The organism is Burkholderia sp. BCC0398 (assembly GCF_902833245.1).
GTDB classification, from domain to species: domain Bacteria; phylum Pseudomonadota; class Gammaproteobacteria; order Burkholderiales; family Burkholderiaceae; genus Burkholderia; species Burkholderia sola.
Genome location: NZ_CADFEM010000005.1, coordinates 48,844 through 74,376, shown reverse-complemented (window position 1 = coordinate 74,376; position 25,533 = coordinate 48,844). Strand labels below are relative to the sequence as shown.

Sequence of the window (25,533 nt, the reverse complement as noted above, 5' to 3'; positions counted from 1 at the left end):
CGCTCACTCCAGGTCCAGCGCTTCGCGAATTGCAATCGCAATCGGCAGCAGCGGGTCTTCTTCCGGTGTGGTCGGGTTGAACAGCTTGTTATGGCAAATCGCCACCGCGAGCCCCGTATCCGGGTCTGCCCAGCCGATCGAATTTCCCTGTCCTGGATGGCACAACGCGCGCGGCGAACGAACCGTTGTCACCGGTGGATGGTTGCCGCCGAACCAGAAGCCGCCGATCGTGATCGGTATCGGGAAGCCGAACATCACGGGGTCGGGCTCGTCGCTGTTCGCACGCGGCGTATTGAGCGTGGCCACGAGCTCCCTGGAGAGTATCCTCACACCGTCCAGCTCGCCGCCGCACGCAAGCATTGCCCAGAAGCGCGCTTCACTGCGCGCATTGAAGATCCCGCCGACGCCGGCCACTTCCGCACGCTGCACGTCAGGACGCTCGAACACCTGCGGGGTCAATGCGACCTGTTTCGGCATCGAGCGCAGGAACAGGGGCGGCAGGTATTCCGCAGGTACGGGCACCATTGCATCGGTCAGTCGTGCGATGCGTGATTCGACTTCATCGGGAATGCCGATCCACAAGTCAGCGATACCGAGCGGCTTCGCGATTTCCTCCTGGACGAAGCGGCCCAGCGAGCGTTTCTCCGGATCCGCGCGACTCACCAGCTCGCCAACGATCCAGCCGAACGTCATCGACAGGTAGAGCGTCTTCGTGCCAGGCTCGGCGAGGGGCTCCAGGTTCGCGATGGCGCGCGTCATCCATTGCCAGTCGCACATCAGTTCCGGCGTCACGCCTTCCGGCATCTGCGGAATGCACGCGCGGTGAGTCAGAACGTCACGTACCGTCGTTTTGTCCTTCCCGTGTGCGCCGTACTCGGGCCAATAGCGCGTCACCGGCGCATCGTATTCGATGAGCCCGCGATCCACTAGAATGTGCAGCGCCGTGGCGGCAACGGCCTTCGTCACCGAATAGACGTTGAAGAGCGTGTCGCCGTCAACGAGGCGTCCCGTGGACGGATCGGCCACGCCGCTCCATGCGTCGATGACGAGCTTGCCATTCAGATAGGCCGCCACCTGCACGCCGATCTCGCCGCCTTCACGCGTGGCGCGGTCGAGCGCTTGTTGAACAAGCGTATTGCGCTCGGATAATGCTTGCACTGCGAGGGTCATGTCGTGTCTCCCATTCATGAGTGTGTCGCTTCGGGGAACTAGGTGTTGCCGGACTGTGCGGCAATACCGGCCAGCCCCTCGAGCGCGAGCCCATAGCCCAGTTCGTCGACCATGCGACGCTTGAAAGGCTGAACAAAGACCGCGCGGGTATGACGCAAGGTGTCGATCGGCTTGGCCGCGAGGCCGCGAGCGATTTCCCAGGCGCGATCGAGCAGCGCTTCGTGCGCGACGATTTCGCCGACCACGCCGAGTTCCCACGCGCGTTGCGCCGTCATGCGTTCGCCCGTGAGCAGAAAATGGCGTGCGCGGTTATGGCCGATCAACATCGGCCATACGATCTGTACGCCATCCGCCGGCGCGACACCGTGAACGAAGTGCGCCTGATCGGAAATTTCAGCGTGGCTGGACGCAAGCACGATGTCGGACAGCACCAGCAGCTCGGCGTGAATGAGGGCCGGGCCGTTGATCGCGCCGATGACCGGAACCGGTACGTCCAGCAACCGCATGAGCAGGTCTTGTCCCTCGCGCTGCAGGCGCGACCAGATTTTCGCAAGCGGTTCCGACGGCAGCTCGGCGGCGTTCATGGAATCGCAGAATGTATCGCCGGTGCCCGTCAGGATCACTGCGCGATTTTCCAGGTCGCGTGCGATCTGATAAAACGCTTCGCCCAGCTGACTGTGAATGCTGCCGTCGAGCGCCCCCCACTTGAGCGGGCCATCATCCGTGTGCAGGCGCACTTGCAGAACGCCATCGCGTCGCTCGAAATCGATGTTCGCAAAGCGCCTGCCGTAGTCCTCGAGGCGGCTCATCGCGCATCCTCCAGGATCAGGCCGGCGGCGCGCCACGCCATCGCCATCATGGGGCCGTTGGTATTGCCGGAAATCATCGTGGGCGTCACGGAGAGATCCATCACACGCAGGCCTTCCACGCCCCGCACGCGCAGCCGCGAATCAAGCACCGCAAGCGGATCGGAGCCCATCTTGCAGGTGCCGCAAGCGTGGTAGCCGGACTGCCCTTCGCGCCGGAAGAGGTCGATAATCTCCCCGTCGGTCTGAACGGCGAGACCGGGACGCGTCTCTCCTTCCAGCAGGCTCGCCAGCGGGTCGGCGGCCAGCACGTTGCGCATGAGCCGGAATGCGTTGACGGACATCCGCTGGTCGTACGCATCGGCCAGGTAGTTCGCAACGACTTCGGGCGGCAAGCGAGGGTCCGGCGACTGAATCTTTACGTGCCCCTCGCTGCGAGGACGCAGCGGATAGCTGAAGAGCTGCATGCCCGGGAACGTCTCGAAAGCGTAGCTTGCGGCGCCGAAATCCATCGAGAACGGCGCCATCATCAGTTGCACGTCCGGGCGCTTCGCGTCGGGCGCCGTCTTGACGAAGCCCCCTACCTGGTACGAGCCGAGCGACATCACCCCGCTGCGGAACAGGAAATACTGCATCGCGTTGCGCCACAGGCGCAGGCCGCTGAACTGCCGGTTCTGCGAATCGCGCCAATGCCGCAGACGCGCCTGCACCATATACAGATAGTGCTCGCGCATATTGAGCCCGACACCCGGATTCGCGGCCACGACCGGAATGCCAAGCGAGCGCAGATGATCGGGATCCCCGATGCCCGACAACTGCAAAAGCCGCGGCGATTCGATCGCGCCCGTCGACAGGACGACTTCGCGACCCGCGCGGTAAACGATCTGCTGTCCCGCGCTTTCACACTGCACGCCAACCGCGCGCGACCCGTCGAACACGATTCGTACGGCCTGGGTGGCGGTAACGACGGTGAGGTTCCTGCGCGAGCGAGCCGGTTTCAGAAAGGCCTCCGCCGAACTCTGCCGCTGCCCGTTGCGTATCGTGTAGATCAGATATGCCATCCCCTCGTGATCGAGACGATTGATATCCTCTACCCGCCGAATGCCGAGCGACCGGCACGCTTCAAGGACGGCGTCGCCGATACGATTGCGCTGCGCGTATGGCGACACTTTCAACGGCCCGCCCGCCCCTCGCAATTCATCCGCACCGAGCGCGTGATCTTCGAGCTGCCGGAAACACGGCGCCAGATTCTGCCAGCCCCATCCCTCGACGCCGAGCTTGGTCCATCCGTCGTAGTCCTCGGGATGTCCGCGCATGTAAACCATGCCGTTGATGCTGCTCGAGCCGCCGAGCATCTTGCCACGGAGCCAGATTTCATTTCGGTGCCCGTTCCCGTCGTCGGGCTGAACGGGAATGAACCAGGCATGGGCAGGATCGCCCAGCAGCTTTCCGAATCCCTTGGGCATTCGGATCAACGGACTACGGTCCTCCGGCCCTGCTTCGATCAGCAGCACCGTGTGTCGTCCGCTTTGCGAAAGACGATTGGCGAGCACGCAGCCTGCTGCGCCGGCGCCAACCACGATAAAGTCGAACTCCGTCATCAATGCGTTCTCCACCGTCCGTGCGCGCGGTGCAACTCGACGCGGGAGCTGCCCGGCGGCACTTGTCTTGTCGGTCGGCCTCGTGTGCTGCGTTCGAGGCCGGCTTGGGTCTGGTTAGCCGAAGACGACGGGAATCGAATGCGGAACACGCATCATGATGCCGTTGATCTCTGGAGCCGGCGCGCCCGGGTCGAGGCGAAGATTGGGCAAGCGATCGAGAATCGCGTTGAGCGCGCGCGTCATTTCCACGCGTGCGAGGTGCTGACCAATGCACACGTGAGGTCCATACGCGAACGCAAAATGCCGGTGTGCCGGTTTGCGATAGATATCGAACTTGTCCGGATCGGGGAAGCGGCTGGGATCGCGATTGGCGCTGCCTGCCACCACGTCGAGAAATGCGCCCGCGGGAATCTCGACGCCACCGAGCGTGACGTCGCGCGTTGCCATGCGGGACTGCATCAACACGGGGCCGTCCCAGCGCAACGCCTCTTCGATCGCCTGCGCGACCAGCGTGCGATCGTTACGCACCGCTTCTAGCTGCTCGGGGTTGCGCAGCAATGCGAGCAGCAGCACGCTGGTCGCGCGATAGGTCGTGTCGCCACCGGCATTGACGAGTTGGCGCAGGAAGGAAATCACGACTTCGTCGGGCAGCCGCTCCCCTTCGACTTCGGCGGTCGCCAGCATGCTGACGAGATCATCTCCGGGGGTGCGCCGACGATCATCGATCAGTTGAGCGAAATAAGCGCCGAGCTTGGTCGACGCTTCCATGCCATGCGCGACGTCGATCGACACCAGCGTCTGGGCGATCGCCAGCTTGTGGAAAATCTTCACGTCTTCCGGCGGCAAGGCCAACTGGCGGTAAATGATATTGAACGGATAGTGAAGCGTGAACTCATTGACGAGATCCGCGTGCCCCCGATCCACGAACTTGGACATCAGTTCGCTCACCACGGGAGCGACGAGCGTATCGCCCCACGCCGCCACGGTGTGCGGCAGAAACGCTTTCTGAAAAATGCGGCGGTAGCGCGGGTGCTCGGGCGCGTCCATCGTCGAGATGCTGCGTCCGAAGCTGATGCCGAGATTACGCTCGTACGACTTGTTCGAGAACGTGGCGGGATCGCCCAACACGTGCGATACCTCGTCGTACCCGAATACGCAGTAATGCGCGACGTCGGACATCGTCAGGTCCGCCGCACCGCCCATCAACACGCGATAGTCCCCTTCCTGGACCGTGCCTTTTTCACGCAGCTCGGCAATGCGCGGATACGGGTTGATGTCGGATCCGTAAGCGAGCGAATCCTCGAAAAAGGGGTTGAATGTCGAATCATCGAAGTCTTCGAGTCGCAGCGCGCCAGCCATGGTTCCTGTCTCCATTAGTCGTTCGATTGCAGGTACCGGCATTGCCGAAAGTACCTATAGTTGAACTATGTTCGCTTTTGCACGATTGTGCAAGAACGTTTTATCATTCTGTGGAAGGAACCCCGGCCCTGACGGGCTTGCACCCGCAACGAAAGGGAAACCATGTCATCGAGGAATAACCAGGCCGCCGCGGCCCCGGCGACCGATCACAAGGCGCCCCGCGCTTCGGCTCGCAACACAACGCCCGAGCGCATTCTCGATACGGCTGAAAGACTGTTTGCGACGCATGGTTACTTCGGTACGTCGATTCGCGACATCATGCAGACCTGCGGCATGGAGCTGAGCCTCGCGCGCTACCACTTCGGCAGCAAGGACGCCCTGTTCCAGCAGGCAATCGGCCGCCGCGCGGCCATGATCAGCCAGCAAGTGATCGAATCGCTGGAGGCGGCGCTCGCTTCAACGCAAGGCAAGCGGCCGGATGTGGAAGCAATCGTGACCGCGCTTTCGGCGCCCGCCTTCGCGCATCTGAAAAGCGGCGACCCCGGGTGGCGAAATTACCTGCGCCTGCTGACCCAAAGCGGTTGCCTGCTGGAGCGCCCGGATCTCACGGCGCCGTTCTACGACCAATACGCGCCAGCGGCCGCACGTTACCGCGGCGCCTTCGCGAAGGCGCTCCCTCGCGCCACACCGGAGACCGTCGAACTCGTGCAGCATTTCGTCGAGTCCGTGTTTCACCTGGTACTCAACGAGCTGTATGCAAAGGAGGCCCGATCCGGAACGCGCGCACTCTCGGCACAACATGTCGAACGCATGCGCACCTACTTGATCCGCTTCGCGGTTGGCGGCATCGAGGCGATGGCCAACTCGGCGGCAGACCAACCCGGGGCCTTGGACAGAGGCCGGCAGCGCGGGGTTGACGAGCATTGACAGTCGCGCCAACCATCGTTCACACTTTAGAACATCATTCACAATAACTGAGGCCGCGGCGAATGCGGCCATGCGAGACGGAGTTCGCCTTATGACAGCTGTAGACGCTGAAAACACCGCGCTGATTGTCGGGGCGGGTCACGCTGCGGGAGAATGCGCGACCGCGATCCGCGAGCAGGGCTGGACGGGGCGCATCGTGATGGTGGGCGAAGAATCGCATTTGCCGTACCAGCGCCCCCCCCTCTCCAAGGCGTTCCTGTCGGGCGAGTCGACCGCCGAGCAGCTCTATCTGAAACCACTTTCGACTTACGACAAGGCACGCGTCGAGTTCATCCCGAATACGCGTGTGGAGCGCATCGACCGTGATGCGAAACGGGTCGCCCTCTCCAACGGCAGCGAAATCAGCTACGCGAAACTCGTTCTGGCCACCGGTGGCCGCGCGCGGCGTCTCGCGTTGCCGGGCATCGAAGCCATCGAGAAGTTGCCGAACTTTCACTACCTTCGCACACTCGATCATGTCGTGCACATTCGGAACCAGTTTCATGCTGGCGCGCGGCTCGTGATCATTGGCGGCGGATATGTCGGCCTCGAAGTGGCTGCCGTGGCCGTGAAGCGCGGCCTGCACGTCACCGTGCTGGAGGCACTGCCGCGGGTGCTCGCACGGGTGACCGCGCCCGAGCTTTCCACCTTCTACGAGAACGTGCACCGCGAGGCGGGAGTCGACATCCGCACGGATGCGATCGTGAGCGGATTCGAACTCGACGCGTCCGGCGACGCCGTCGCCGCCGTGTGCTGCGCGGACGGTACGCGCGTAGCAGCGGATCTTGTCATCGTCGGCGTTGGGCTGGAGCCGGCCACCGAGCTCGCGCAGGCAGCAGGTCTCATGGTCGATAACGGCATCTTGGTCGACGAACATACTCGCACCTCCGATCCGGATATTTTCGCGGTCGGAGACTGCACCAACCACCCGAACCCGACACTTGGCCGGCGCCTGCGTCTCGAGTCCGTGCCGAACGCGCTTGAACAGGCCCGCACCGCGGCAGCGTCGTTGTGCGGCAAGGAGCGCATCTATGACAGCGTGCCATGGTTCTGGTCCGATCAATACGATCTGAAACTGAAGATGGTCGGCCTGTCGCACGGTTACGACGCGTTCGTACTGCGCGGCAGTCCGGAAACGCGTTCGTTTTCGGCGTTTTATCTTAAGGACGGCGTCATGCTGGCGGCCGATACCGTGAACCGCGCGCCCGAATTCATGCTTGCCAAGCGATTCGTTGCCGAGAAAATTCCGGTCAGCGCTGCCGATCTCGCAGACGATTCGATCCCGTTGAAGAGTCTGCTTCCCCAGTCCAACTAATTTTTCAGAGGTCCAGAAGCCATGCCGCTCATTCGATTCATCCAGCCGGACGGCAGCGAAGCCAGCGTAAGCGCCAACGTTGGCGACTCCGTCATGCAAACGGCCGTGAACAACCAGATTCCAGGCATTCTTGGCGATTGTGGCGGAAGTTGCAGTTGCGCGACCTGTCACGCCTACGTCGACGCAGCCTGGACTGGTCACATGCCGCCGGCCGAGCCCTACGAAGTCGATATGCTCACCTGCGCAATGGACGTGCGTGAAAACAGTCGTCTGACGTGCCAGATCTTCGTGACGCCGGAACTGGACGGCCTGGTGTTGCGTCTGCCCGGCGCGACAGCTTGAGCGTCATGAGCACGAATATACCCCGCACGACCCTAATCACCGGCGCCGCTTCCGGCATGGGCGCCGCGCTCTCACGGCATTTGACGGCACTCGGCGAACGGGTGATCGGCGTGGATTTGAGCAACGCGGATATTTGCGCCGATCTGGCCGACCCGTCGCAGCGCGCAACGCTCGTCGCGCGAGTGGAGCAGATCACGCCGGCGGTGGACGCGGTGGTCGCATGCGCGGGTGTATCTCCGCCGGTGGCCGGCGATACGCTCGTATCGGTCAACTATTTCGGCGTCGCCGATCTGCTGCCGCGACTGTTGCCGCTCCTGCATCGAGCAACGCAGCCGCGCGCGGTGGTGATCTCCTCGCTGGCGTCGATCCATCCCGTCGACACACGCCTCGTCGAGATGTGCCTCGATGGCGACGAATTGGCCGCTCGACAACAGGCCGCGAAAATCGGCGCGCTATGCTATGCATCGTCCAAACGCGCGCTGACGCAATGGATTCGACGCACGGCAGTGCTGTCCGGCTGGGCGGACCAGGGCGTATTGCTGAACGGGATCGCGCCTGGCGTCGTGAAGACCCCGATGGTCGCGCCGCTGCTGGCCAGCGCCGAGGGCCGCGAGGCGCTCGCCGCCGGCGTCCCCACCACCGTGCGTGACTATGCAAGCGCCGAGCAGATTGTTCCGCTCCTTGCATTTCTCGCTGGCCCGGCCAACGGCTATATGGTGGGCCAGGTTCCGTTCGTCGACGGCGGCGCCGATGTGCTCTTGCGCGGGGAAACCGCGCTGTAACACAGCTCGCTCGGACAAGGCGCCTACGGCGCCTTCGTCAGCGCGTCTATGGTTTGCTGTCCGCTCGTGCCCCAGAACTCCGCCCACGTCGGAAAGCCTTGCGGAAGGCGCGGCTGGTACCGGTCGCCTTCATATTTGCCTGGCCAGTTCTGGAAGCGCGGCGCGCCGGGGCGTGTGAGCCAGTCCGTCGAATACCAGTGCTGTTCCTCGCGGCGCTCGAAGTACCATTGCCCGTCGCGCCGCACGTAGTGGTCGAAATAGCAGATCGCCATCACCACCCATGAGCCGTTGTCCTCGTGCTCCGCGCGGCAATAGACGCTTCCCGCCGCGTGGTCCGCATCGATGAAGTCGACGGCATGGCCGCAGATCTGGTGAATGCTGCGATAAAAGCTTCGCAGAATATGCTCGGAATCGTAGAACGTCTTCAACGCCGCGCGACCCATGCCCCATCGGCCGCAATCGACGTCTTCGTCGAACAATTGCACAAGGCTGTCCAGATCACGCGAATCAACCGCAAGCGCGTATCGAATCGGCAGTTGCTGAATGGCGAGCTGGGCCTCGATACGTTCGATACGCGCAAGAAGACTGGAATCCGTCGTCATGACATCCCCTTCGCCGCGTTAGCCGCGGCGGCAGCACGCGCGCGAATTTCGTCGGCATGGTACGGCTGGTGTGAAAGCAGTCCGCCGTCGACGTTGAACACTTGCCCGGTCACGAACGCCGCTTCATCCGACGCGAGATACACGACGGCATGCGCAATGTCCTCGGGCACCCCGAGGCGGGGCGTGAGATGGTGGCTCAACATCATTTCGCCCAGCTCGCCGGCGTAGTACGCGCGCGTCACCGGCGTGACGATCAGGCCCGGAGCGATCGCGTTGCAGCGTATGCCCTCCTTGCCGTACTGCGCGGCGATATAGCGCGTCAGATTTTCAATCCCGGCCTTGCAGACGCCATACGCGCTGTACCCGAGCGCGCCCGCCTGAGCGGCGCCCGAAGACGTATTGATGATCGAGCCGCCGCCGCGTGAGCGCATGAGCGGCAGCGCGCGCCGTGAAGCCAGCATGGTGCCGCGAAGATTGATGCGCATCGTGTCGTCCCAGACGGCGACATCGATTGCCTCGATCGCCGCATCGGCCGTACTGGACAGCGACGTGGCCGCAGCGTTGTTGTGCAGGATATCGAGCCCGCCCCACGTCTTGAGCGTGAGGTCGAACAACGCTTCGATCGAGCATTCGTCGCCGATATCGACACGCGCCGCCACCGCGTGGCCACCCGAATCCGCAATATGGCGAACCTGCTCTTGCGCGCCTTCCAGATTCAGGTCCGCCACGACCACCGATGCGCCTTCGTGCGCGAGCCTCGCCGCGCAGGCAGCGCCGATACCGGATGCGGCGCCCGTTACGATGGCGATCTTTCCCTTCACGCGTTGCACGGCCTGCCCTCCCGGATCACGCCTCTACCGGCTTCCCGTTGCTTGCCGCAACACGGTCGAGATGAAAATCGATATCGCCGAACATCTTCTCCATCATCGTCATCTTGCGGAAGTAATGGCCAACCGGATATTCCTCGGTGAGCCCCATTCCTCCGTGCAACTGGATGCCCTGCGCGCAAACGAAGCGATTGGCGCGCGCGGCAACCGCCTTGGCCGCCGAGATGGCGCGGCTACGTTCGGCTGCGGGCCGGTCGAGATGGGCGATTCCGCAGTACAACATCGAGCGCGCCTCCTGCGTGGCGACGAACATCTCGGCCATGCGGTGCTGCAGCGCCTGAAACTTGCCGATGGGCTGTCCGAACTGCGAGCGTTCCTTGATGTACTCCGCGGTGATTGCCATCACTGCTTCCATCATGCCGAGGCTCTCGGCCACGCTTGCGAGAATGGCAAGATCCGTTGCGTGCGTGAGCACGTCCAGTGCGCGGTCTGATCCGGCGATCAACGCATCGGCGCCGACCTCGACGTTGTGCAGGTCGATATCCGCGGCACGCGAGCCGTCGAGCAGGCGATACGATCGGCATGTGACGCCCGCGGCGCGGCGGTCGACAAGAAAGACGCCTGCGCCTTGCGACGCGCCTTCCATTCGTGCGGTCACGAGTAGTTGATCCGCGGATTCACCGGCGATCACCAACGTCTTCGCGCCGCTGATCAGGTAACCCGCGGCCGTTTTGCGAGCATGGGTTCGTGCATGGCAACCGACTGTGTATCGACTACCCGCTTCGCTATCCGCAAGCGAAAGCAGCAGCTTGCCTTCGATGACAGCGGGAAGCAGCGTCTCGCGCGGCGTCTTTGCATCGCCCCGCTCGACGAGCGTGGCGCAAAGCAGCGCCGTTTGCACGACCGGCTCGAGCACCATGCCGCGGCCGAGGGCCTCCATCAGGATCGCCATTTCGACAAACGAGCACCCGAGGCCGCCGACGTCCTCCGGCAGGGTCAGTCCGAGCCAGCCCAGCTCGGCGTACGCGCGCCAATGGTCGCGACTGAAGCCCTCTTGCTGCGCCGCGATGTGTGCGCGCGCCTCGAATCCATACTCCTGTTGGACATAGCGCTCCGCGCCATCCTTCAGCATCAGTTGTTCTTCGGAGAAGTTGAAGTCCATGGCTACAGTCCAAATGCCAGTTTGGCAATGATGTTCTTCTGCACCTCTCGCGCGCCGCCATAAATGGTGGACGCGCGAGCGATGAGATAGCCCGACGTGCGGCCACCCACGTAATCTGGCCAGCTTTCATCGATCGCCAGGTCGCCATGCTCGTCGGCGTGGTCGTCGAAGCGCATCACGCGGGGGCCGAGCGCATCCATCTGGAGCTGCGTCACACGCTGCTGCATTTCCGAACCGCTGATCTTGAGCGCCGACACGACGGCATCGAGGTTCCGCTCGCTCTTCTCTTCGGCGAGGATCCGCAGCACGGACCACTCAAGCGCCATGAGATCCGCTTCGATATCCGCGGCCTTGCGCGCAAACGCGGGCGTATCGATCAGCCGTACGCCGTCGACCATCTCCTGCGCGGCAATGTCCTTCGCGCGTTGCAACTCCCGTTTGTTGAAATACAGAAAGGCGCTTGCCGTGCGCTCCTTGTCGAGCAGATACTTCGCATAGGTCCACCCCATGCCGGCTTCGCCCACGAGGTGCGCCTTCGGAACGCGCACGTTCTCCAGAAATACCTCGTTCAGCCCCTTGCCGCCCTCGATCGAGACGATCGGCCGCACCGTGATGCCCGGCGTGTCCATCTTGACGAGCAGAAACGAGATGCCGCGTTGCGGCTTGACGGTCGTATCGGTCTTGACGAGGAAAAACCCCCAATCGGCGATCGTCGCGTCGCTGGTCCAGATCTTCTGGCCGTTGACGACGTATTCGTCGCCATCGAGCACCGCTGTCGTCTTGAGACCGGCCAGGTCCGAACCAGCGTTCGGTTCCGAAAAGCCCTGACACCAGAATTCGTCGCCACGCAGAATGGGGGCGAGAAAGCGTTCCCTCTGCCAGTCCGACCCAAACGCGATGATGACGGGCGCCACCATCTGCGTGGATTGCCAGCCGTAGTCCATGGCATCGGCGTTGTACAGCTCTTCCATGAATATGTGCTTGCGCAGCGCGCTCCAGCCGGTGCCGCCATGCTCGACCGGCCAATGCGGTGCACCCCATCCACGTTCGTACAGAATTCGCTGCCACCGGCGAATGTCGTCGCGCGCGGGCGGATGCACCCCGACGCGCCACCTGCGTGAAATATCGGCTGGAGCGTGCTCCGTGAAGAACTGCCCCACTTCTCGACGAAATTCTTCGTCTTCCTTACTGTAATCAAAATGCATGACTTGCTCCTGAAACTCTTGCGAACGCATATACCGCCCCGCCGGCACCTCGCGGCGCGCTGCCTCCGTCTAGCGGCCCTTGAAAGCAGGCGCGCGTTTCTCCTTCGCCGCCAGCCGGCCCTCCGCCGCATCTTCCGAATTCACTGCAAGTGCCACCGCGTTCAGTTCCTGAGCCAGAAACTCTTCCATGCTGCCGGTATTCAACCGGAACAACTGCTTCGTCAGACCGATCGAAAAGGTCGGGCCGGCAGCCAGTTCACCGGCCAGCTTCACCGCTGCCGTTTCGAGATCCCCGTCGTCGACGAAGTGACTGGCGAGGCCCATGTCGAACGCCTCCTTGCCAGTCAGCCTGCGATTCAGGTACATGATCTCCTTGGCGCGGAATTCGCCGCAATGGCGAGCCAGCAGATGCACCATGCCGCCCTCGGGTAGCGTCGCGCGCATCAGGAATGCGGGAATGAACTGCGCCGAATCGGAGACGATCAGCTGGTCCGCACAAAGCGCGAAGCTCCATGCGATCCCGACTGCAACTCCGCGTACCGCCGCGACCATCGGCTTGTTCAGGTTGTACAGCCTTAGCGCGATCTTCTGATAGACCGCCATCGACGCACGCGCATGCGCGACACTCATCCGCGGCGGCGCGGCGCCGCTGCCCTTGATGTCGGCGCCCGCGCAAAAGGCGCGGCCCGCGCCCGTGAAAATGACGGCGCGAATCTCCGCGTCCTGCTCGATGCGGTCGAGATAGCCGAGAATCAGCTCCAGCATCTCCGGTGTCAGCGCATTGAGCTTCTCGGGGCGGTTCAGGCTCAGCGTCGCAATCGCGCCGTTCAATGTGAGTTCAACGTCCATAATGTTCCGATCTTCGTTCGAGTGCCGTTCGTCAGTCGCCACGTGCGTGCAGGCGGATCATTCCATCGCCGAAAGGCTCGTCGCGTCGCTTGAGGGCTTCCTTGAGACCCACGGCCTCCATATCCGCCTTGAACTGCGCGCGGCGCGGCCCCTGGCTCTGATGGGCCCTGGAGTCGTTCTCGACAGCGAGCCGCTGGAGCGTGCGCGAACCGGACAACTCGAGCCCCAGGTTGACGATGCGCTTGTTGGCCGCAAGCAGATCGGCGTCGACAAACGACAGCCGGCGCGCCAGTTCGCCCACCTCCGCCTCGAGCTGCTCCGCGGGCACCGCATCCATGACTAGACCGATCTTCGCCGCATCGCGTCCAGTGAGCGAATCGCCGGAAAGCAGCAGACGCTTCGCCCACTGCGGGCCGACGTGATAGAACCACATGTGCGCGGGAGGAGAACCGTTGGCGCGCGTGGCGGGAAAGCCGATTCTGGCGTTGTCTGCCGCGATCACCATGTCGCACGCAAGCGCGAGATCCGTTCCGCCTGCAAGGCAGTTGCCGTGAACCTGCGCGATGATCGGCTTGTGGATATCGGCCATCAGATTGACCGTCTCCGCCTGCCGCTCCATCGACCAGCAATCATCGTCGAAACTGCGAGTCGTGCCGCGATACTCGCCCGGATCGACGGCTTCCGCTGCCCGGTCCGTATATGTCGTCACGAGGTCGTACCCCGCACAGAAGTCGCGGCCCGCGCCCGCAAGCACGATTACGTTGACCGATTTCAGGTCGTCAGCCTCGAGCAACGCTGCCTTGAGTTCCTGCAGAAGCGGATTGTTGATGGCGTTGCGCTTGTCCGGGCGATTCAGTGTGATGCGCGCAACGCGCTCGGCGACGTCGAACTGAACGCACTCCGTACTCTTGAGCCATTTGGCCATGGTGAATTCTCTGTGATTGACGCGATTCCCGGTTCATCAGGCAAACTGCTTGCGCAGCATCACCTTGCTTATCTTTCCGGTTGGCAACCTCGGCAGTTCGTCGACGAACGCGATGGACTTCGGGCACTTGTAGCTCGCGATCAGCGCACGACAAAATTCGATCAGTTGTGCTTCGCTTGCTTGCTCGCCCCGGCGCAGCACGACGATTGCCTTCACGCATTCGCCCCACTGCGCATGCGGAACGCCGATCACGGCCACATCCACTACGGCCGGATGCTGCGCCAGTACATCCTCGACTTCACGGCTGTAGATGTTTTCGCCGCCCGAAATGATCATGTCCTTTTTTCGATCGACGAGGAAAATGTAGCCGTCCTTGTCCTGGTAGCCCATGTCACCGGAGCGATACCAGCCGTCGCGCAGCGCTTCCACCGTCGCGACGCTGTTGTTCCAGTAGCCGCTCAGTTGCGTTTTCGAGCGCAGCCATACCTCGCCCGTCTGGCCTTGAGGCAAGTCGTTGCCGTGGTCGTCGACGATCCGCAGATCGATACCGGGGCATGGCCGTCCGACCGATGCGAGGCGCCGGACCTCCTCCGGCGAACCATGCGGCTTTACCTCGTGAGCGGGCAACCAGCATGCGTTGCTTTCGGTCATTCCGTACTGGACGGAAAACACCGGGCCTAACGCATCAATGCCACGGGCCAGCAGCGGCGGCGGCACAGGGGCGGCCGCCGTGACGATGTTCTCGATGCTCGATACGTCGTAGGTCGACAGTTCCGGCACGTCGAGCACCGCCTGCAGCATGGCAGCCACCATGAACGTGAAGGTGATGCGCTCTTGCGCGATCGTCTCGAGCATCTGCTTGGGCTCGAAGCCGCGATGTACGACCGTCGTACCGCCCATCCATGCCACCGAATTGACGAAGCCGATGCCTCCGACATGGAACGCAGGTGTGGTTTGCAGCACGCGCGTGTTGCCTGAAAATTCCGAGACGAGCGCGCAGCTTTCGGCGGTCACGCACATCGCCTGCTGCGTGCGAACAACGCCCTTGGGGCGCCCCGTGGTGCCGCTCGTGTACATCAGATACGCGTAGTCTTCAGGATTCGAGCGAATAGGCGGCCCTTCAACGGAACCCGCTTCCATGACCGCCTCGAATGAAACGGCCCATGCCGGCGTGTCGCCGATGCAGATGTACTGCTCGATTCCCGGCAATTGGGCTCGCAGCCCATCCACGACGGTGGCATACTGCGCCTCGAAGACGAGCGCCTTGGGTGCCGCATCCTGGAGGATATAAAGAATCTCCGCGGGCGCAAGCCGGAAATTGACGGTGGCCAGAATGAAGCCTGCCCACTCGCATGCCCGGTAAGTCTCATAGTACTCGGCGCAATTCATCGCGAGGATGGCGACCCGGTCCTGCCGCCGCAGGCCGCGCTCATACAGCGCGCCTGACAAGCGGCGCGCGCGCTCTGCCAGCTGAGCGTGCGTCAAGCGACGCTCGGCGTACACGAGCGCCGTGTGGTCGCCATGCAAGCGAGCGTTTCGCTCGATCATCTCGCCAAGGGTTCTCATCTCAGTCCCGCCGTTGTTTTGTCATATCGAATCTTCAGCCTGCGAGCGTCTGCGGATCGGCCAGCACGGTCCCGATGAAAGCGGTGAAGCGTGCCGCATCGGCTCCGTTGATGACGCGATGATCGTAGCTCAGCGAGAGCGGAAGCATCTTGCGCCAGCTGATCCCGCCGTCCTCTGCCGGCGCCGCCGCCAACCGCGCTTTGGTCACGCCGAGAATCGCTACCTCGGGCGCATTGACGATAGGCGTGAAGCCGGTACCCCCGAAGCCGCCGAGCGAGCTGATCGAAAAGCAGCCGCCTGACATTTCGGCCATCGAAAGGCCTTTTTCGCGTGCCTTTTGAGAAATCGCCGCGAGCTCGACCGCGAGTTCCTCGACGCTTTTCTTGTCGCAATCGCGCAGCACGGGCACGAGCAGCCCATGGCGGGTATCGACCGCGACCCCGATGTGGAAATACTTCTTGAGAACGATGTTCTTGCCGTCCCCATCGAGCGATGCATTGAATTGAGGAAAAGCCTGCAACGCTCGAACCACGGCCTTGATCAGAAGGACGAGCGGTGTGAGCTTCACGGCCGGGTTCGCGTCGTTGCGCGCGCTGCGCCAGGTTTCAACCGACGTGATATCCACGTCGTCGTGGTGCGTCACATGCGGAATCGTCAGCCAGTTGCGCGACAGGAAAGCCCCAGTGAGCTTCTGGATACGGGAAACCGGCTTGACCTCGACCTCACCGAATTCGGCGAAGTCGACCTGCGGCCAGGGCGGCAGGTTCGCACCGAACGCGGGCGCCGCGGTTTCGACTGGCCCGGCATTCGCATTGGCCTGCGGCCGGTTGGCGGATTCGATACTCATCGCGGATGCCCCTTCAAAGAGCCTTTGGATACTGGACGGCTTGCAGCCAATCAGACGATTTCCGCCAGCAGCGTGCCGACGGGATACACTTCGCCAACCTGCGCGACGATACGCAGCGTGCCCGACGCCGGCGACTCGACCTCCTGAATCGACTTGTCGCTCTCCAACGCGTAGATAACTTGTCCTTCATTCACGGTAGCACCGTCTTCGGCCAACCATTCGGCCAGCGTGCCTTCGTTCATCGAAAAACCCAGTTTGGGAAGCAGAACTTGTGTGGTCATGGCCTTGCTCGATTGATGTTAAGAATTCGGTGAGGGGCGCGCCGCTGCTAGTCAAGCGTGGCGCGAACCGCCGCTTCGATGTCGGTCACGCTGGGAACGAACGCGTCTTCGAGCGGCTTCGAGAACGGCACGGGGCAGAATCGCGCACCCACTCGCTGCACCGGCGCCTTCAGTTCCCGGAACAGGGCTTCGTAAATGCGCGATGCGATTTCCGCGCCCACGCCGAACGGTTTCACCGCTTCATGCACGACGACCGCGCGCCGGGTCTTCGCCACCGACGTCAGGATCGTTTCGGTATCCAGCGGAGAAACCGTGCGCAAATCGATGACTTCACAGGAAATGCCGTCCTTCGCGAGCGCATCCGCGGCAACCATGGCGTCTTGCACCCGGCGGCTGTAGCTGATCACGGTCACGTCGGTGCCTGCGCGTACCACGTTGGCCTTGCCAAGCGGAATCGCCACGCCGCGCTCCGGCGCAGTTCCCGGATTCCAGTAGGACGGCATGTTTTCGATGAAAAGGCACGGGTCGTCGTCCCGGATACAGGACAGCATCAGCCCATAGGCATCGGCAGGGTTGGAAGGCGCGACGACCTTGATGCCGGCAACGTGCGCGAACCATGCCTCCAGGTAATCGGCGTGCTGGCCGCCCGTACCGAATCCCGCCCCCGTCATCGTGCGGATGACGATCGGCACGTGGGTCTGCCCGCCCGACATGAAGCGCAACTTCGCGGCGTGATTGACGATCATGTCCATCGCCACCGTCGTGAAGTTCATCAGCATGATTTCGGCAACGGGACGCATGCCGACCATCGACGCACCGATCGCCGCGCCGACGATGGCCTGCTCCGAGATCGGCGTCGAACGCACGCGCGACGTGCCGTATTTCGAAGATAGTCCCTTCGTCACGCCGACGATGCCGCCTTCCTGGCCGTCGGCGACGTCCTCACCCAGCACGATAACGTTGTCATCGGCGCCCATGGCGTCGTCGAGCGCCAGATTGACGGCCTGGATGGTGTTGATGTTCGTGGGTGCCTGGCTCATGCAATCACCTCGTCCTTGAAGATGTCGCGCCCCAGTTCCGCCACATCGGGATATGCACTCGACAACGCGAATTCGACAGCCGCATCGATTCGCGCGTCGTGGTCGGATTCCATCGCGACCAGTGTCTCTTCCGTCGCATGTTTCGCGTCGATGAGCCACTGCCGGAAGAGCGGCACCGGGTCCCTGGCGACCCAGGCCGCTTTTTCGTGCTCGTCCATGTACGCGTCGGGATCCCCGAACACGTGCCCGTGGAAGCGGAAGGTGTTCGCTTCGATGAGCGTCGGGCCGCCGCCGTTTCGCGCACGATCGACGGCGTCGCGTGCCGCCTTGTGCATCGCAATCGGATCGTTGCCGTTGACGGTGACGCCCGGCATTTGATACGCGACCGCGCGCTGCGCGATGTTCGCCACCGACGTGCCATACGCGTACTTGGTGTGCTCCGCATAGCCGTTGTTCTGGCACACGAAGATGACGGGCAGTTTCCAGACGGACGCCATGTTCAGCGATTCGTGAAATGCGCCGATATTCGACGCGCCGTCACCGAAATAGGCCACCGCGACCCGCGGCTCGCCACGAATCTGCGCGGCCAGCGCGAGACCATTCGCGATCGGCATCGAGCTGCCCACGATGCCCGTGGTCACCATGACACCGGAGGCGGGATGGGTGACGTGCATCGGGCCGCCCTTGCCCTTGCAGGTGCCCGTCACGCGGCCGGCGAGCTCCGCCCAGAGTTCGTTGAGCGGCACGCCCTTGGCGATCATGTCGTGCACGCCGCGGTAGATCGTGCAGATGTAATCGTCGTCGGTGAGGCACACCGACATCGCGGACGGGATCACCTCCTGGCCGCGCGGCGAGTAGTAAGGCATGACCAGCTTGCCGGACTTGATGACGGCACGAAAGCGCTCATCGTTCTGCTTGATGAGTGCCATGCGCCGGTATATGTCGACCAGGACTTCACTGCTGGGCGGCTGATAGGCATTCATTCGACTCTCTCCTGTCTCACCAGATTTTCGTCGCGCCGCTCGCATGCAGCGCCGCGATATAACCGAACACGAACGACGCGCCGATACTGCTTCCGGCACCCGGGTAGCAACGACCGACGACGGATGCCGTGCAGTTGCCGGTGGCGTACAGGCCCGGGATTCGCGACCCGTCCTCCTTGAGCACGCGCGCGTATTCGTCGGTCACGAGTCCGCCCGCGGTGCCTACGTCGCCGGGATACATGCGCACGGCGTAAAACGGCCCTTCCTCAATCGGCCCGAGATTCGGGTTCGGCTTGATGGTCGGATCGCCGTGACAGCGATCGAATGCGCGCGAACCGCGGCCGTAGTCTTCATCGACACCCGTCTTGCAGAATCCGTTGAAGCGCTTCACCGTTCCGAGCAGCCCCGCGCGGTCGATATCGCATTTCACCGCCAGTTCCTCCAGCGTGTCGGCCTTGATCATGTAGCCGCTGTCGAGCCATTTCTGCGGAATCTGCCCGGGCATCGCCGTGCCCCACGGGTAGTACTTGCGCTGCCGGCTGTCCATCACGACCCAGGCGGGCACGGCCTTGCCCGTCTCCTTGTGACGCTGGTACATGCGCTGGCCGATTTCCATGTACGCGCCCGCTTCATCGCAGAAGCGTTCGCCATCCTGATCGACCATGATCGAAAATGGCAGCGAGAGATCGAGGTGATGCATGAAGGGCAGCGGCGAACCGTCCGGCGCGCGCGCCCCTTCCGGCAATTCTTCATTGGGGCCGAGCGACGTCACGACCCACCACGCTTCCTCCATGCAGTCCACCGCGCCGCCGAGCGCGATGGCGGCTTGCAGGATTTCACCGGTATCGCCGGGATTGGCGTTTGTCCAATCCGCCGATGACGGTTGCGGCTGGTACTGGCGGCGCATTTCGGCGTTGCGCGAAAAGCCGCCGGTATTGAGCAGTACGCCTTCACGAGCCTGGATGCGCAATTCGCGACCATTGCGAACCGCGACGATGCCCGTCACATGCCCATCCTCGACAATGAGTTCACGCACCGGTGTCTCGGTCCAGATCGGCACATTCGCGCGCAGCGCCATCTGCAACATGCGGCCCTGAATCGCGGCGCCGTTGGAGACCAGCTCCTTGCCCGTGATCTTCTGATAGAGCATGCGGCCGCCGAGCTGCATCGCCTTGCGCTTGCCGCCCCACGTCCGCTTCATCAGAAAGAGTTGCGGATACTCGTCCGAATTGGCCGGCATCGAGGGGCCCTTATAGCGCGACAGGCGCGGCGCCCATTCGCCCAGTTCCTTCACATCGAACAGCTTTGCCAGCAGCGAACGGCCACGCGGCTCGCCGCCGGGCAACGTGTCGTAGTAGTCGGACCACCCATCGGCGTACACGAACTCCATGCCTTGCTGCTCGAGAAACTCGGCCATCTTCGGGCCGGTGCGCAAATACGCCTCACGCCGCGCCTCCGATGTGCCCGGCCCTTGATACGTCACCGCGGCGTCGAAGTACTGGCGTGCGCGCTCATACGAATCGCTGACGCCGTGGCGCTTCATCACATGGTTGTTCGGCAGCCACCACACTCCGCCCGAATAACCGGTCGAGCCGCCCACCTTCGGCTGCTTTTCGACGATGAGCGCTTCCTTGCCTGCGGACTTGCATGCGAGCGCCGCGCACATTGACCCGCCACCGCTTCCGACCACCACGAAATCGTAGGTTGCGTCCCAGGTTCCCGACATCACTCCTCCTGCGCGATGAATTCGCGGAGCGCGCGATGGAAGTTGGACACCGACGTTTCCTGCAGCGGATTCGTGCGCGAACCCTTGAACCCGCGCGACTTCATGCCCTGCTGCACGTTCGTCATGTTCTGGAAGTCCTGCCAGAGAATCAGGCCGAAATTCTCCTGTGCGTTCTCTTTCCAGTCGTCCACGCCGTAATAGAACTCGCGTTTCAGCGGCGGCTCCGCACCCGGCGCATAGCGCTGAAGCGACCAGATGTCGTAAATGCACGAGTCGGGGTTGTCGCCGTCCGGGCGCGCGCGATAGAACAGCGCACCGTCCGGGTACGGAAGAAACACGAGGTTCGGAAACACGTGCCAGTCCGCTCCCGCGCGGCCGAGCTGCTCGAACGTGATCTCGGGCCAACCGGCCCCTTCGGCGATGGCCGCTTCACGCTGGAACTCCATCGCCTTCGCCAGCACTTCGAACTGGTCGCCTGACGGCGACATTTCATGCATCAACCGCTTGGCCGCTTCATAGTCGCGAGCGGTGTTGATCGCCTTGAGCGTTTCTTCCATGACGCGGAAGAAGTTCACGAGGCCCTGGCGCACGTCCTCCGGCATCGGCTTGCCGGTACGCGACGAGGGCGCACCGATGATGCGCGTGGCCGACGAGTAGCCAAACATGCCGTGGCGGCCATACGCGAAGCTGCGCGTTACGTCGTCGCCGGCCACGTCGAGCAACTGGGGATGCGTTGCCGCCACGTGATAACCCTCGTTGAACGCTTCCAGGGCGACCTTCCAGTTGCACGGCAGGCGAATCGACTTGTACCAGCGGTAACGCATCTTCTCGAACTCGAAACAGTTCGTGATTTCCGGCACCGGATCGAGAAATTTGGCGAGCGGCTCGGCATTCGGATCCATGTTGATGAACACGAAACCGCCCCATGTGTCCACCAGGACATCGGTGAGACGGAGATTGCTATCGCCCATCTCCGGACAGCCTTCCCAGTCTTGCCGGTCGAGCACGCGCGCCACGCTGCCATCCAGATTCCACTGCCAGCCGTGATACGCGCAATGGAATTTTGCGGCCTTGCCGCAACCATTGGTCAACCGGCGGCCGCGATGCTGGCAGACGTTGAAATAGGCCTTGATTTGTTCGGCCGACGTGCGCACGACGACGATCGACTCGCCCGCCACATCGAAGGTCACGTAATCGCCGATACCGGGAATCTCTTCCAGCCGGCAAGCAACCTGCCACACGCGCGGCCACAGGCGCTCGTTCTCCCGCTCGAGAAACTGCTTCGACAGGTAACTGTCCTTCGGGACAAAATCGAGCCTGACCGTGTATTCGCCCGAATCGGCACCTCTGTTACCCATTGATATCTCCTTGGTGATGTGGCCGGCGTAGGCGCCGGTTCCCGCTTTTTATCTGGCGGCCGCTCGACTCTCACTCTGACCGGCAACCAATATGCAACCATCTGTTCAATTTAATTGAACGGCGTTCAGATGCTAGGCTTACGCTTGGATTGCTGTCAATCCGGGCGACTATTAATCGAGTCCCGCAGTCAGCGCCGGTACCGCTTCGAAAAGATCCGCGGCGAGACCGTAGTCGGCCACCTGAAAAATCGGTGCCTCGCTGTCCTTGTTGATCGCAACGATGACTTTCGAGTCCTTCATGCCCGCAAGGTGCTGAATGGCGCCCGAGATGCCGACGGCGATATACAACTGCGGCGCGACGATCTTGCCGGTCTGGCCCACCTGATAGTCGTTCGGCACGAAGCCGGCGTCGACCGCCGCGCGCGACGCGCCGACGGCCGCGCCGAGTTTGTCCGCGAGTGCGTCGAGCAGCTTGAAGTTGTCGCCGTTCTGCATCCCGCGGCCGCCCGAAACGACGATATTGGCGGCGGAAAGCTCCGGACGACTCGATTTCGTCAATTCCTGTCCGACAAATCGTGTACTGTCGGAGGCCGGAGCCGCTGCAACCGCGCGCGTGGGCGCGGCGCTCGATCCCGTGACCGCCGCATCGAACGCGGTCGGGCGAATCGTTATGACCTTGATCGCATCGCACGATTGCACCGTGGCGAGCGCATTGCCCGCGTAGATCGGACGCACGAAGATATCGGGCGCCTTGAAGGCGACGACATCGGAAATCTGCGCGCTGTCGAGCAACGCCGCGACGCGGGGCATGAAATTCTTGCCCACTGCCGTCGATGCGGCGATCACATGCGTATATCCGCTGGCCAGCGAGACAACGAGCGATGCGAGATTTTCCGGCAACCCGTGCGCGTATGCCGGCGAGTCCGCCACCAGCACCTCGGCGACACCGGCAACGTTCGCCGCCTGCTCCACCACTGCCGGAGCACCATGGGCAGCCACCAGCACATGAATGTCTCCGCCCACCGCGCCCGCCGCCGAAATGGCGTTGAGCGTGGCACGCTTGAGAGTTGCGTTGTCGTGTTCCGCAATAACGAGAATAGTCATGATCAGATCACCTTCGCTTCATTCCGAAGCTTGTCAATCAGCGCCGCGACATCCGGAACCATTACGCCGCCCTTGCGCGCCGGCGGCTCGGTCACCTCGAGAACCTTCAAACGCGGTGCGACATCAACGTTCAGCGCTTCGGGGCTCAGCGTCTCCAGCGGCTTCTTCTTTGCCTTCATGATGTTGGGCAACGTCACATAGCGCGGACTATTCAGGCGCAGATCGGTTGTGACGACCGCCGGCAGATCGAGCGCAACGCGTTCCAGGCCGCCGTCGATCTCGCGCGTGACGAGCAACTGCTGGCCGTCGACTTCCGTCTTGAACGCGAATGTCGCCTGCGGCCAATCGAGCAATGCGGCGAGCTTTTGGCCGGTCTGGCCGGCATCGTTGTCGATGGCCTGCTTGCCGAGCAGCACCAACTGCGGGTTTTCCCGCGCGGCCACGGCGCACAGCAGTTTTGCGACCGCGAGCGGCTGCAACTCGGCTTCGCTTTCGACGAGCACCGCGCGATCCGCCCCCATGGCCAGCGCCGTGCGCAGCACGTCTTGCGATTGCGCGGTTCCCGCCGATACCACGACGACCTCACTCGCGATACCCGCTTCCTTGAGGCGCACCGCCTCCTCCACCGCGATCTCGTCGAACGGGTTCATGGCCATCTTCACGTTGGCCAGGTCGACACCCGAACCGTCGGCCTTCACCCGCGGTTTGACGTTGTAGTCGATCACGCGCTTTACCGCGACCAGTATCTTCAATTTGACGCTCCGAACGCTTTGATGAACAATGTTCGATATTCTGAACTCATCTTTTTACGGCTGTCAACGAGAAGAATGAACAACGCGTGTTGCGACAGTAAATATGGCAGCCTCGTTCACCACCATGGAGACGACGAATGAAGCTCTATCGATGCGAACGGTTTGAAGGAATTTCAGGTCTGGCGTTACGCGAGGAACCGGATCCGTCGCCACCAGGCGTTCACGAGGTCCTGGTGCAGGTCAATGCAAGTTCGCTGAATTTTCGCGAGCTGTTGCTGATGAACGGTGCGTTTCGCGACTGGATGGCACCCAACTTCATTCCCGTCTCGGACGGCGCGGGCGTCGTGCTCGCGGTAGGCCCCAGCGTTCGGCGCTTCAAGCCCGGTGACCGGGTCATGGCGAACTTCGCGGAAAACTGGCACGGCGGCGCGCGCCCGCAACACGCTGACGTTCTCGGCCGCGGCGCGATCGTCGAAGGCATGCTGTGCGACAAGGTCGTATTGAGCGAGGAAGAATGGGTCGGCGTTCCGGCTCATCTCTCCGACGAAGAGGCAGCAACACTGCCCTGTGCTGCCGTCACCGCCTGGAATGCGTTATGCCAGCACGCACCGCTTCTGCCGGGTCAAACCGTCCTCGTGCAAGGAACGGGTGGCGTATCGATTTTCGCGTTGCAGCTTGCGCGCCTGTTCGGCGCGCGGGTCATTGCCACATCGTCGAGCGACGCGAAGCTCGAACGCCTCGCAGAACTGGGCGCCGACGCCACGATCAACTACCGCGAAGTGCCGCAATGGGACGCTGCCGTGCTGCAACTCACCGATGGACTGGGCGTCGATCTCGTCGTCGAGGTCGGAGGCGCGCAAACGTTCGGCAAGTCCGTCGCCGCCACGCGGGATGGCGGCCGGATCAGTGTCGTGGGACTGCTGACGGGCGCCCCTTCTCCAGGCGACGGGTTCTTCACGCGCGGGCTGTCGATCGCGCCGATTCGCGTTGGCTCCCGGCAGGATTTCGAAGCGATGAATCGCGCGATCGACCTGCACAAGCTTCGGCCGGTCATCGACTCGATCCATGAATTCGCGCAGGTGCCGGATGCGCTGCGGCACCTCGAAAGCCAGCGGCATTTCGGCAAGATCGTCATTCGCCACCCGCAGGCAGCCACCGCATGATCGATAGGAGTCGGACCATGAAACTGTTTTCACTGGAAGGACAAATCGCACTCGTCACGGGCGCGTCGCGCGGTCTTGGCTTCGCCATGGCAGGCGCGCTGGCGTCGGCGGGTGCAACCGTCATTCTGTGTGCGCGATCCCGCGCAAGCCTCGAAACCGCCGCCGAATCCATTCGTGGAAGCGGAGGAAGCGTCGATATCGAACCGTTCGATCTCACCGATCAGGACGCGATCAGAAACGGCGTGCGTAACGTTCTCGCGCGTCACGGACGCATCGACATCCTGCTCAACAATGCCGGCATGTGCGAGTGGAGCGATTTTCTGCAGTCGAGCGTCGAGATGTGGCAAAGGACCATGGATACGAACGTCACGGCAGCGTACCTTCTCGCGCAGGAAGTCGCACGCCCCATGATCGAGCATGGGCACGGACGCATCATCAACGTGGGCTCTTATGTTTCGGTGCTCGGCCGCGAGAAACTTCAAGCGTACGTGGCCAGCAAGCACGCGGTCGCCGGGCTCACGAAATCGCTCGGCGCGGAACTCGGCCGGCACGGCATTCGCTGCAATGGCATTTGCCCCGGCTATTTCCTCACCGATATGGCCGAGCCCGTCGCGTCGAATCCGCAGATGAAGGAGATCGTGCGCTCGCATATTTCGGTCGGACGCTGGGGAAACCCCGAGGAACTGGGAGGTGTAGCCGTGTTTCTCGCCTCCGAGGCGAGCTCCTACATGAACGGCCAGATGCTGATGGTCGACGGCGGCGTCTCCGAGATCTTGAGTTTTTCCATGTCCGTCGTGTAGAT

The 25,533-nt window shown here is 62.7% G+C and carries 25 protein-coding genes; 6 read left to right on the top strand and 19 right to left on the bottom strand.

Annotated features, from left to right (window positions below):
- Positions 1-3: 3 nt before the first annotated feature.
- The 4 genes from HWX76_RS12170 to HWX76_RS12155 all read right to left on the bottom strand — a co-directional run bounded on the left by HWX76_RS12170 (position 4) and on the right by HWX76_RS12155 (position 4,936).
- Complete coding sequence (locus HWX76_RS12170) at positions 4-1,170, bottom strand: EstA family serine hydrolase (protein WP_012337357.1); 1,167 nt, start codon at positions 1,168-1,170, stop codon at positions 4-6.
- A gap of 38 nt (positions 1,171-1,208) precedes the next feature.
- The gene (locus HWX76_RS12165; protein ID WP_012337356.1) at positions 1,209-1,979 is read right to left on the bottom strand and encodes an enoyl-CoA hydratase/isomerase family protein; all 771 of its coding nucleotides are present in this window, start codon (positions 1,977-1,979) and stop codon (positions 1,209-1,211) included.
- Positions 1,976-3,577, bottom strand: a complete 1,602-nt coding sequence (locus tag HWX76_RS12160; RefSeq protein WP_050016550.1) for a GMC family oxidoreductase N-terminal domain-containing protein — start codon at positions 3,575-3,577, stop codon at positions 1,976-1,978. Before HWX76_RS12160 ends, HWX76_RS12165 begins: the two co-directional genes overlap by 4 nt.
- A gap of 114 nt (positions 3,578-3,691) precedes the next feature.
- Complete coding sequence (locus tag HWX76_RS12155; RefSeq protein WP_176015857.1) at positions 3,692-4,936, bottom strand: cytochrome P450; 1,245 nt, start codon at positions 4,934-4,936, stop codon at positions 3,692-3,694.
- Positions 4,937-5,098: 162 nt separating this feature from the next.
- Here HWX76_RS12155 and HWX76_RS12150 point away from each other — a divergent pair, with 162 nt between their 5' ends.
- The 4 genes from HWX76_RS12150 (at position 5,099) to HWX76_RS12135 (ending at position 8,341) form a co-directional block, all read left to right on the top strand.
- Complete coding sequence (locus tag HWX76_RS12150; protein WP_012337353.1) at positions 5,099-5,863, top strand: TetR/AcrR family transcriptional regulator; 765 nt, start codon at positions 5,099-5,101, stop codon at positions 5,861-5,863.
- 91 nt (positions 5,864-5,954) lie between these two features.
- Positions 5,955-7,217 carry an FAD-dependent oxidoreductase gene (locus tag HWX76_RS12145; RefSeq protein ID WP_012337352.1) on the top strand — a complete coding sequence of 421 codons (1,263 nt, stop codon included), beginning with the start codon at positions 5,955-5,957 and terminating at the stop codon, positions 7,215-7,217.
- A gap of 21 nt (positions 7,218-7,238) precedes the next feature.
- Positions 7,239-7,559 (top strand): 2Fe-2S iron-sulfur cluster-binding protein, encoded by a 321-nt coding sequence (locus HWX76_RS12140; RefSeq protein WP_012337351.1) that lies wholly within the window; start codon positions 7,239-7,241, stop codon positions 7,557-7,559.
- A 5-nt stretch (positions 7,560-7,564) separates the two neighbouring features.
- Entirely contained in the window at positions 7,565-8,341 is a 777-nt protein-coding gene (locus tag HWX76_RS12135; RefSeq protein WP_124631831.1) for an SDR family NAD(P)-dependent oxidoreductase, read from the top strand.
- A gap of 23 nt (positions 8,342-8,364) precedes the next feature.
- Here the strand turns inward: HWX76_RS12135 and HWX76_RS12130 are convergent, their stop codons facing one another.
- The 15 genes from HWX76_RS12130 to HWX76_RS12060 form a co-directional block, all read right to left on the bottom strand.
- Positions 8,365-8,943, bottom strand: a complete 579-nt coding sequence (locus HWX76_RS12130) for a nuclear transport factor 2 family protein (protein WP_012337349.1) — start codon at positions 8,941-8,943, stop codon at positions 8,365-8,367.
- On the bottom strand, positions 8,940-9,773 hold the full coding sequence (locus HWX76_RS12125) for an SDR family oxidoreductase (protein ID WP_012337348.1): 834 nt from the start codon (positions 9,771-9,773) through the stop codon (positions 8,940-8,942). The genes HWX76_RS12130 and HWX76_RS12125 overlap by 4 nt, the downstream gene beginning before the upstream one ends.
- Before the next feature lie 16 nt (positions 9,774-9,789).
- Positions 9,790-10,932, bottom strand: a complete 1,143-nt coding sequence (locus HWX76_RS12120; protein WP_124631832.1) for an acyl-CoA dehydrogenase family protein — start codon at positions 10,930-10,932, stop codon at positions 9,790-9,792.
- Positions 10,933-10,934: 2 nt separating this feature from the next.
- On the bottom strand, positions 10,935-12,137 hold the full coding sequence (locus HWX76_RS12115) for an acyl-CoA dehydrogenase family protein (RefSeq protein WP_012337346.1): 1,203 nt from the start codon (positions 12,135-12,137) through the stop codon (positions 10,935-10,937).
- Between the two features lie 69 nt (positions 12,138-12,206).
- Complete coding sequence (locus HWX76_RS12110) at positions 12,207-13,028, bottom strand: enoyl-CoA hydratase-related protein (protein ID WP_226248659.1); 822 nt, start codon at positions 13,026-13,028, stop codon at positions 12,207-12,209.
- The gene (locus HWX76_RS12105; protein ID WP_050016545.1) at positions 13,018-13,911 is read right to left on the bottom strand and encodes a crotonase/enoyl-CoA hydratase family protein; all 894 of its coding nucleotides are present in this window, start codon (positions 13,909-13,911) and stop codon (positions 13,018-13,020) included. Before HWX76_RS12105 ends, HWX76_RS12110 begins: the two co-directional genes overlap by 11 nt.
- A gap of 36 nt (positions 13,912-13,947) precedes the next feature.
- Positions 13,948-15,477, bottom strand: coding sequence for a long-chain fatty acid--CoA ligase (locus tag HWX76_RS12100; RefSeq protein WP_176015856.1), 1,530 nt, complete (start codon positions 15,475-15,477; stop codon positions 13,948-13,950).
- Positions 15,478-15,511: 34 nt separating this feature from the next.
- On the bottom strand, positions 15,512-16,324 hold the full coding sequence (locus tag HWX76_RS12095; protein ID WP_012337342.1) for a 2-oxo acid dehydrogenase subunit E2: 813 nt from the start codon (positions 16,322-16,324) through the stop codon (positions 15,512-15,514).
- Between the two features lie 50 nt (positions 16,325-16,374).
- On the bottom strand, positions 16,375-16,605 hold the full coding sequence (locus tag HWX76_RS12090) for a lipoyl domain-containing protein (protein ID WP_012337341.1): 231 nt from the start codon (positions 16,603-16,605) through the stop codon (positions 16,375-16,377).
- Between the two features lie 47 nt (positions 16,606-16,652).
- Complete coding sequence (locus tag HWX76_RS12085) at positions 16,653-17,645, bottom strand: alpha-ketoacid dehydrogenase subunit beta (RefSeq protein ID WP_012337340.1); 993 nt, start codon at positions 17,643-17,645, stop codon at positions 16,653-16,655.
- Positions 17,642-18,628, bottom strand: a complete 987-nt coding sequence (locus HWX76_RS12080) for a thiamine pyrophosphate-dependent dehydrogenase E1 component subunit alpha (protein WP_176015855.1) — start codon at positions 18,626-18,628, stop codon at positions 17,642-17,644. The genes HWX76_RS12085 and HWX76_RS12080 overlap by 4 nt, the downstream gene beginning before the upstream one ends.
- A gap of 16 nt (positions 18,629-18,644) precedes the next feature.
- On the bottom strand, positions 18,645-20,354 hold the full coding sequence (locus HWX76_RS12075; protein ID WP_012337338.1) for an FAD-binding protein: 1,710 nt from the start codon (positions 20,352-20,354) through the stop codon (positions 18,645-18,647).
- The gene (locus HWX76_RS12070; RefSeq protein WP_050016537.1) at positions 20,354-21,712 is read right to left on the bottom strand and encodes an aromatic ring-hydroxylating dioxygenase subunit alpha; all 1,359 of its coding nucleotides are present in this window, start codon (positions 21,710-21,712) and stop codon (positions 20,354-20,356) included. The genes HWX76_RS12075 and HWX76_RS12070 overlap by 1 nt, the downstream gene beginning before the upstream one ends.
- Positions 21,713-21,883: 171 nt before the next feature.
- Positions 21,884-22,816: an FAD-binding protein gene (locus tag HWX76_RS12065; RefSeq protein ID WP_175803796.1), complete on the bottom strand. Its 933-nt coding sequence runs from the start codon at positions 22,814-22,816 to the stop codon at positions 21,884-21,886.
- Between the two features lie 2 nt (positions 22,817-22,818).
- Entirely contained in the window at positions 22,819-23,568 is a 750-nt protein-coding gene (locus HWX76_RS12060) for an electron transfer flavoprotein subunit beta/FixA family protein (RefSeq protein ID WP_012337335.1), read from the bottom strand.
- Between the two features lie 137 nt (positions 23,569-23,705).
- Between HWX76_RS12060 and HWX76_RS12055 the strand changes: the two genes are divergently transcribed.
- Both HWX76_RS12055 and HWX76_RS12050 read left to right on the top strand, forming a co-directional pair.
- The gene (locus HWX76_RS12055; protein ID WP_176015854.1) at positions 23,706-24,731 is read left to right on the top strand and encodes an NAD(P)-dependent alcohol dehydrogenase; all 1,026 of its coding nucleotides are present in this window, start codon (positions 23,706-23,708) and stop codon (positions 24,729-24,731) included.
- Positions 24,732-24,748: 17 nt separating this feature from the next.
- Entirely contained in the window at positions 24,749-25,531 is a 783-nt protein-coding gene (locus HWX76_RS12050; RefSeq protein WP_012337333.1) for an SDR family oxidoreductase, read from the top strand.
- Positions 25,532-25,533 lie beyond the last annotated feature (2 nt).

What these genes read in the sequence shown, in the direction of transcription:
- HWX76_RS12070 (WP_050016537.1), bottom strand. Translation starts at nt 21,712, where the DNA reads ATGGGTAACAGAGGTGCCGATTCGGGCGAATACACGGTCAGGCTCGAT.
- HWX76_RS12130 (WP_012337349.1), bottom strand. Translation starts at nt 8,943, where the DNA reads ATGACGACGGATTCCAGTCTTCTTGCGCGTATCGAACGTATCGAGGCC.
- HWX76_RS12095 (WP_012337342.1), bottom strand. Translation starts at nt 16,324, where the DNA reads ATGAGTATCGAATCCGCCAACCGGCCGCAGGCCAATGCGAATGCCGGG.
- HWX76_RS12085 (WP_012337340.1), bottom strand. Translation starts at nt 17,645, where the DNA reads ATGAGCCAGGCACCCACGAACATCAACACCATCCAGGCCGTCAATCTG.
- HWX76_RS12160 (WP_050016550.1), bottom strand. Translation starts at nt 3,577, where the DNA reads ATGACGGAGTTCGACTTTATCGTGGTTGGCGCCGGCGCAGCAGGCTGC.
- HWX76_RS12135 (WP_124631831.1), top strand. Translation starts at nt 7,565, where the DNA reads ATGAGCACGAATATACCCCGCACGACCCTAATCACCGGCGCCGCTTCC.
- HWX76_RS12075 (WP_012337338.1), bottom strand. Translation starts at nt 20,354, where the DNA reads ATGTCGGGAACCTGGGACGCAACCTACGATTTCGTGGTGGTCGGAAGC.
- HWX76_RS12120 (WP_124631832.1), bottom strand. Translation starts at nt 10,932, where the DNA reads ATGGACTTCAACTTCTCCGAAGAACAACTGATGCTGAAGGATGGCGCG.
- HWX76_RS12105 (WP_050016545.1), bottom strand. Translation starts at nt 13,911, where the DNA reads ATGGCCAAATGGCTCAAGAGTACGGAGTGCGTTCAGTTCGACGTCGCC.
- HWX76_RS12050 (WP_012337333.1), top strand. Translation starts at nt 24,749, where the DNA reads ATGAAACTGTTTTCACTGGAAGGACAAATCGCACTCGTCACGGGCGCG.
- HWX76_RS12080 (WP_176015855.1), bottom strand. Translation starts at nt 18,628, where the DNA reads ATGAATGCCTATCAGCCGCCCAGCAGTGAAGTCCTGGTCGACATATAC.
- HWX76_RS12150 (WP_012337353.1), top strand. Translation starts at nt 5,099, where the DNA reads ATGTCATCGAGGAATAACCAGGCCGCCGCGGCCCCGGCGACCGATCAC.
- HWX76_RS12100 (WP_176015856.1), bottom strand. Translation starts at nt 15,477, where the DNA reads ATGAGAACCCTTGGCGAGATGATCGAGCGAAACGCTCGCTTGCATGGC.
- HWX76_RS12145 (WP_012337352.1), top strand. Translation starts at nt 5,955, where the DNA reads ATGACAGCTGTAGACGCTGAAAACACCGCGCTGATTGTCGGGGCGGGT.
- HWX76_RS12165 (WP_012337356.1), bottom strand. Translation starts at nt 1,979, where the DNA reads ATGAGCCGCCTCGAGGACTACGGCAGGCGCTTTGCGAACATCGATTTC.
- HWX76_RS12065 (WP_175803796.1), bottom strand. Translation starts at nt 22,816, where the DNA reads ATGACTATTCTCGTTATTGCGGAACACGACAACGCAACTCTCAAGCGT.
- HWX76_RS12155 (WP_176015857.1), bottom strand. Translation starts at nt 4,936, where the DNA reads ATGGCTGGCGCGCTGCGACTCGAAGACTTCGATGATTCGACATTCAAC.
- HWX76_RS12170 (WP_012337357.1), bottom strand. Translation starts at nt 1,170, where the DNA reads ATGACCCTCGCAGTGCAAGCATTATCCGAGCGCAATACGCTTGTTCAA.
- HWX76_RS12140 (WP_012337351.1), top strand. Translation starts at nt 7,239, where the DNA reads ATGCCGCTCATTCGATTCATCCAGCCGGACGGCAGCGAAGCCAGCGTA.
- HWX76_RS12115 (WP_012337346.1), bottom strand. Translation starts at nt 12,137, where the DNA reads ATGCATTTTGATTACAGTAAGGAAGACGAAGAATTTCGTCGAGAAGTG.
- HWX76_RS12055 (WP_176015854.1), top strand. Translation starts at nt 23,706, where the DNA reads ATGAAGCTCTATCGATGCGAACGGTTTGAAGGAATTTCAGGTCTGGCG.
- HWX76_RS12090 (WP_012337341.1), bottom strand. Translation starts at nt 16,605, where the DNA reads ATGACCACACAAGTTCTGCTTCCCAAACTGGGTTTTTCGATGAACGAA.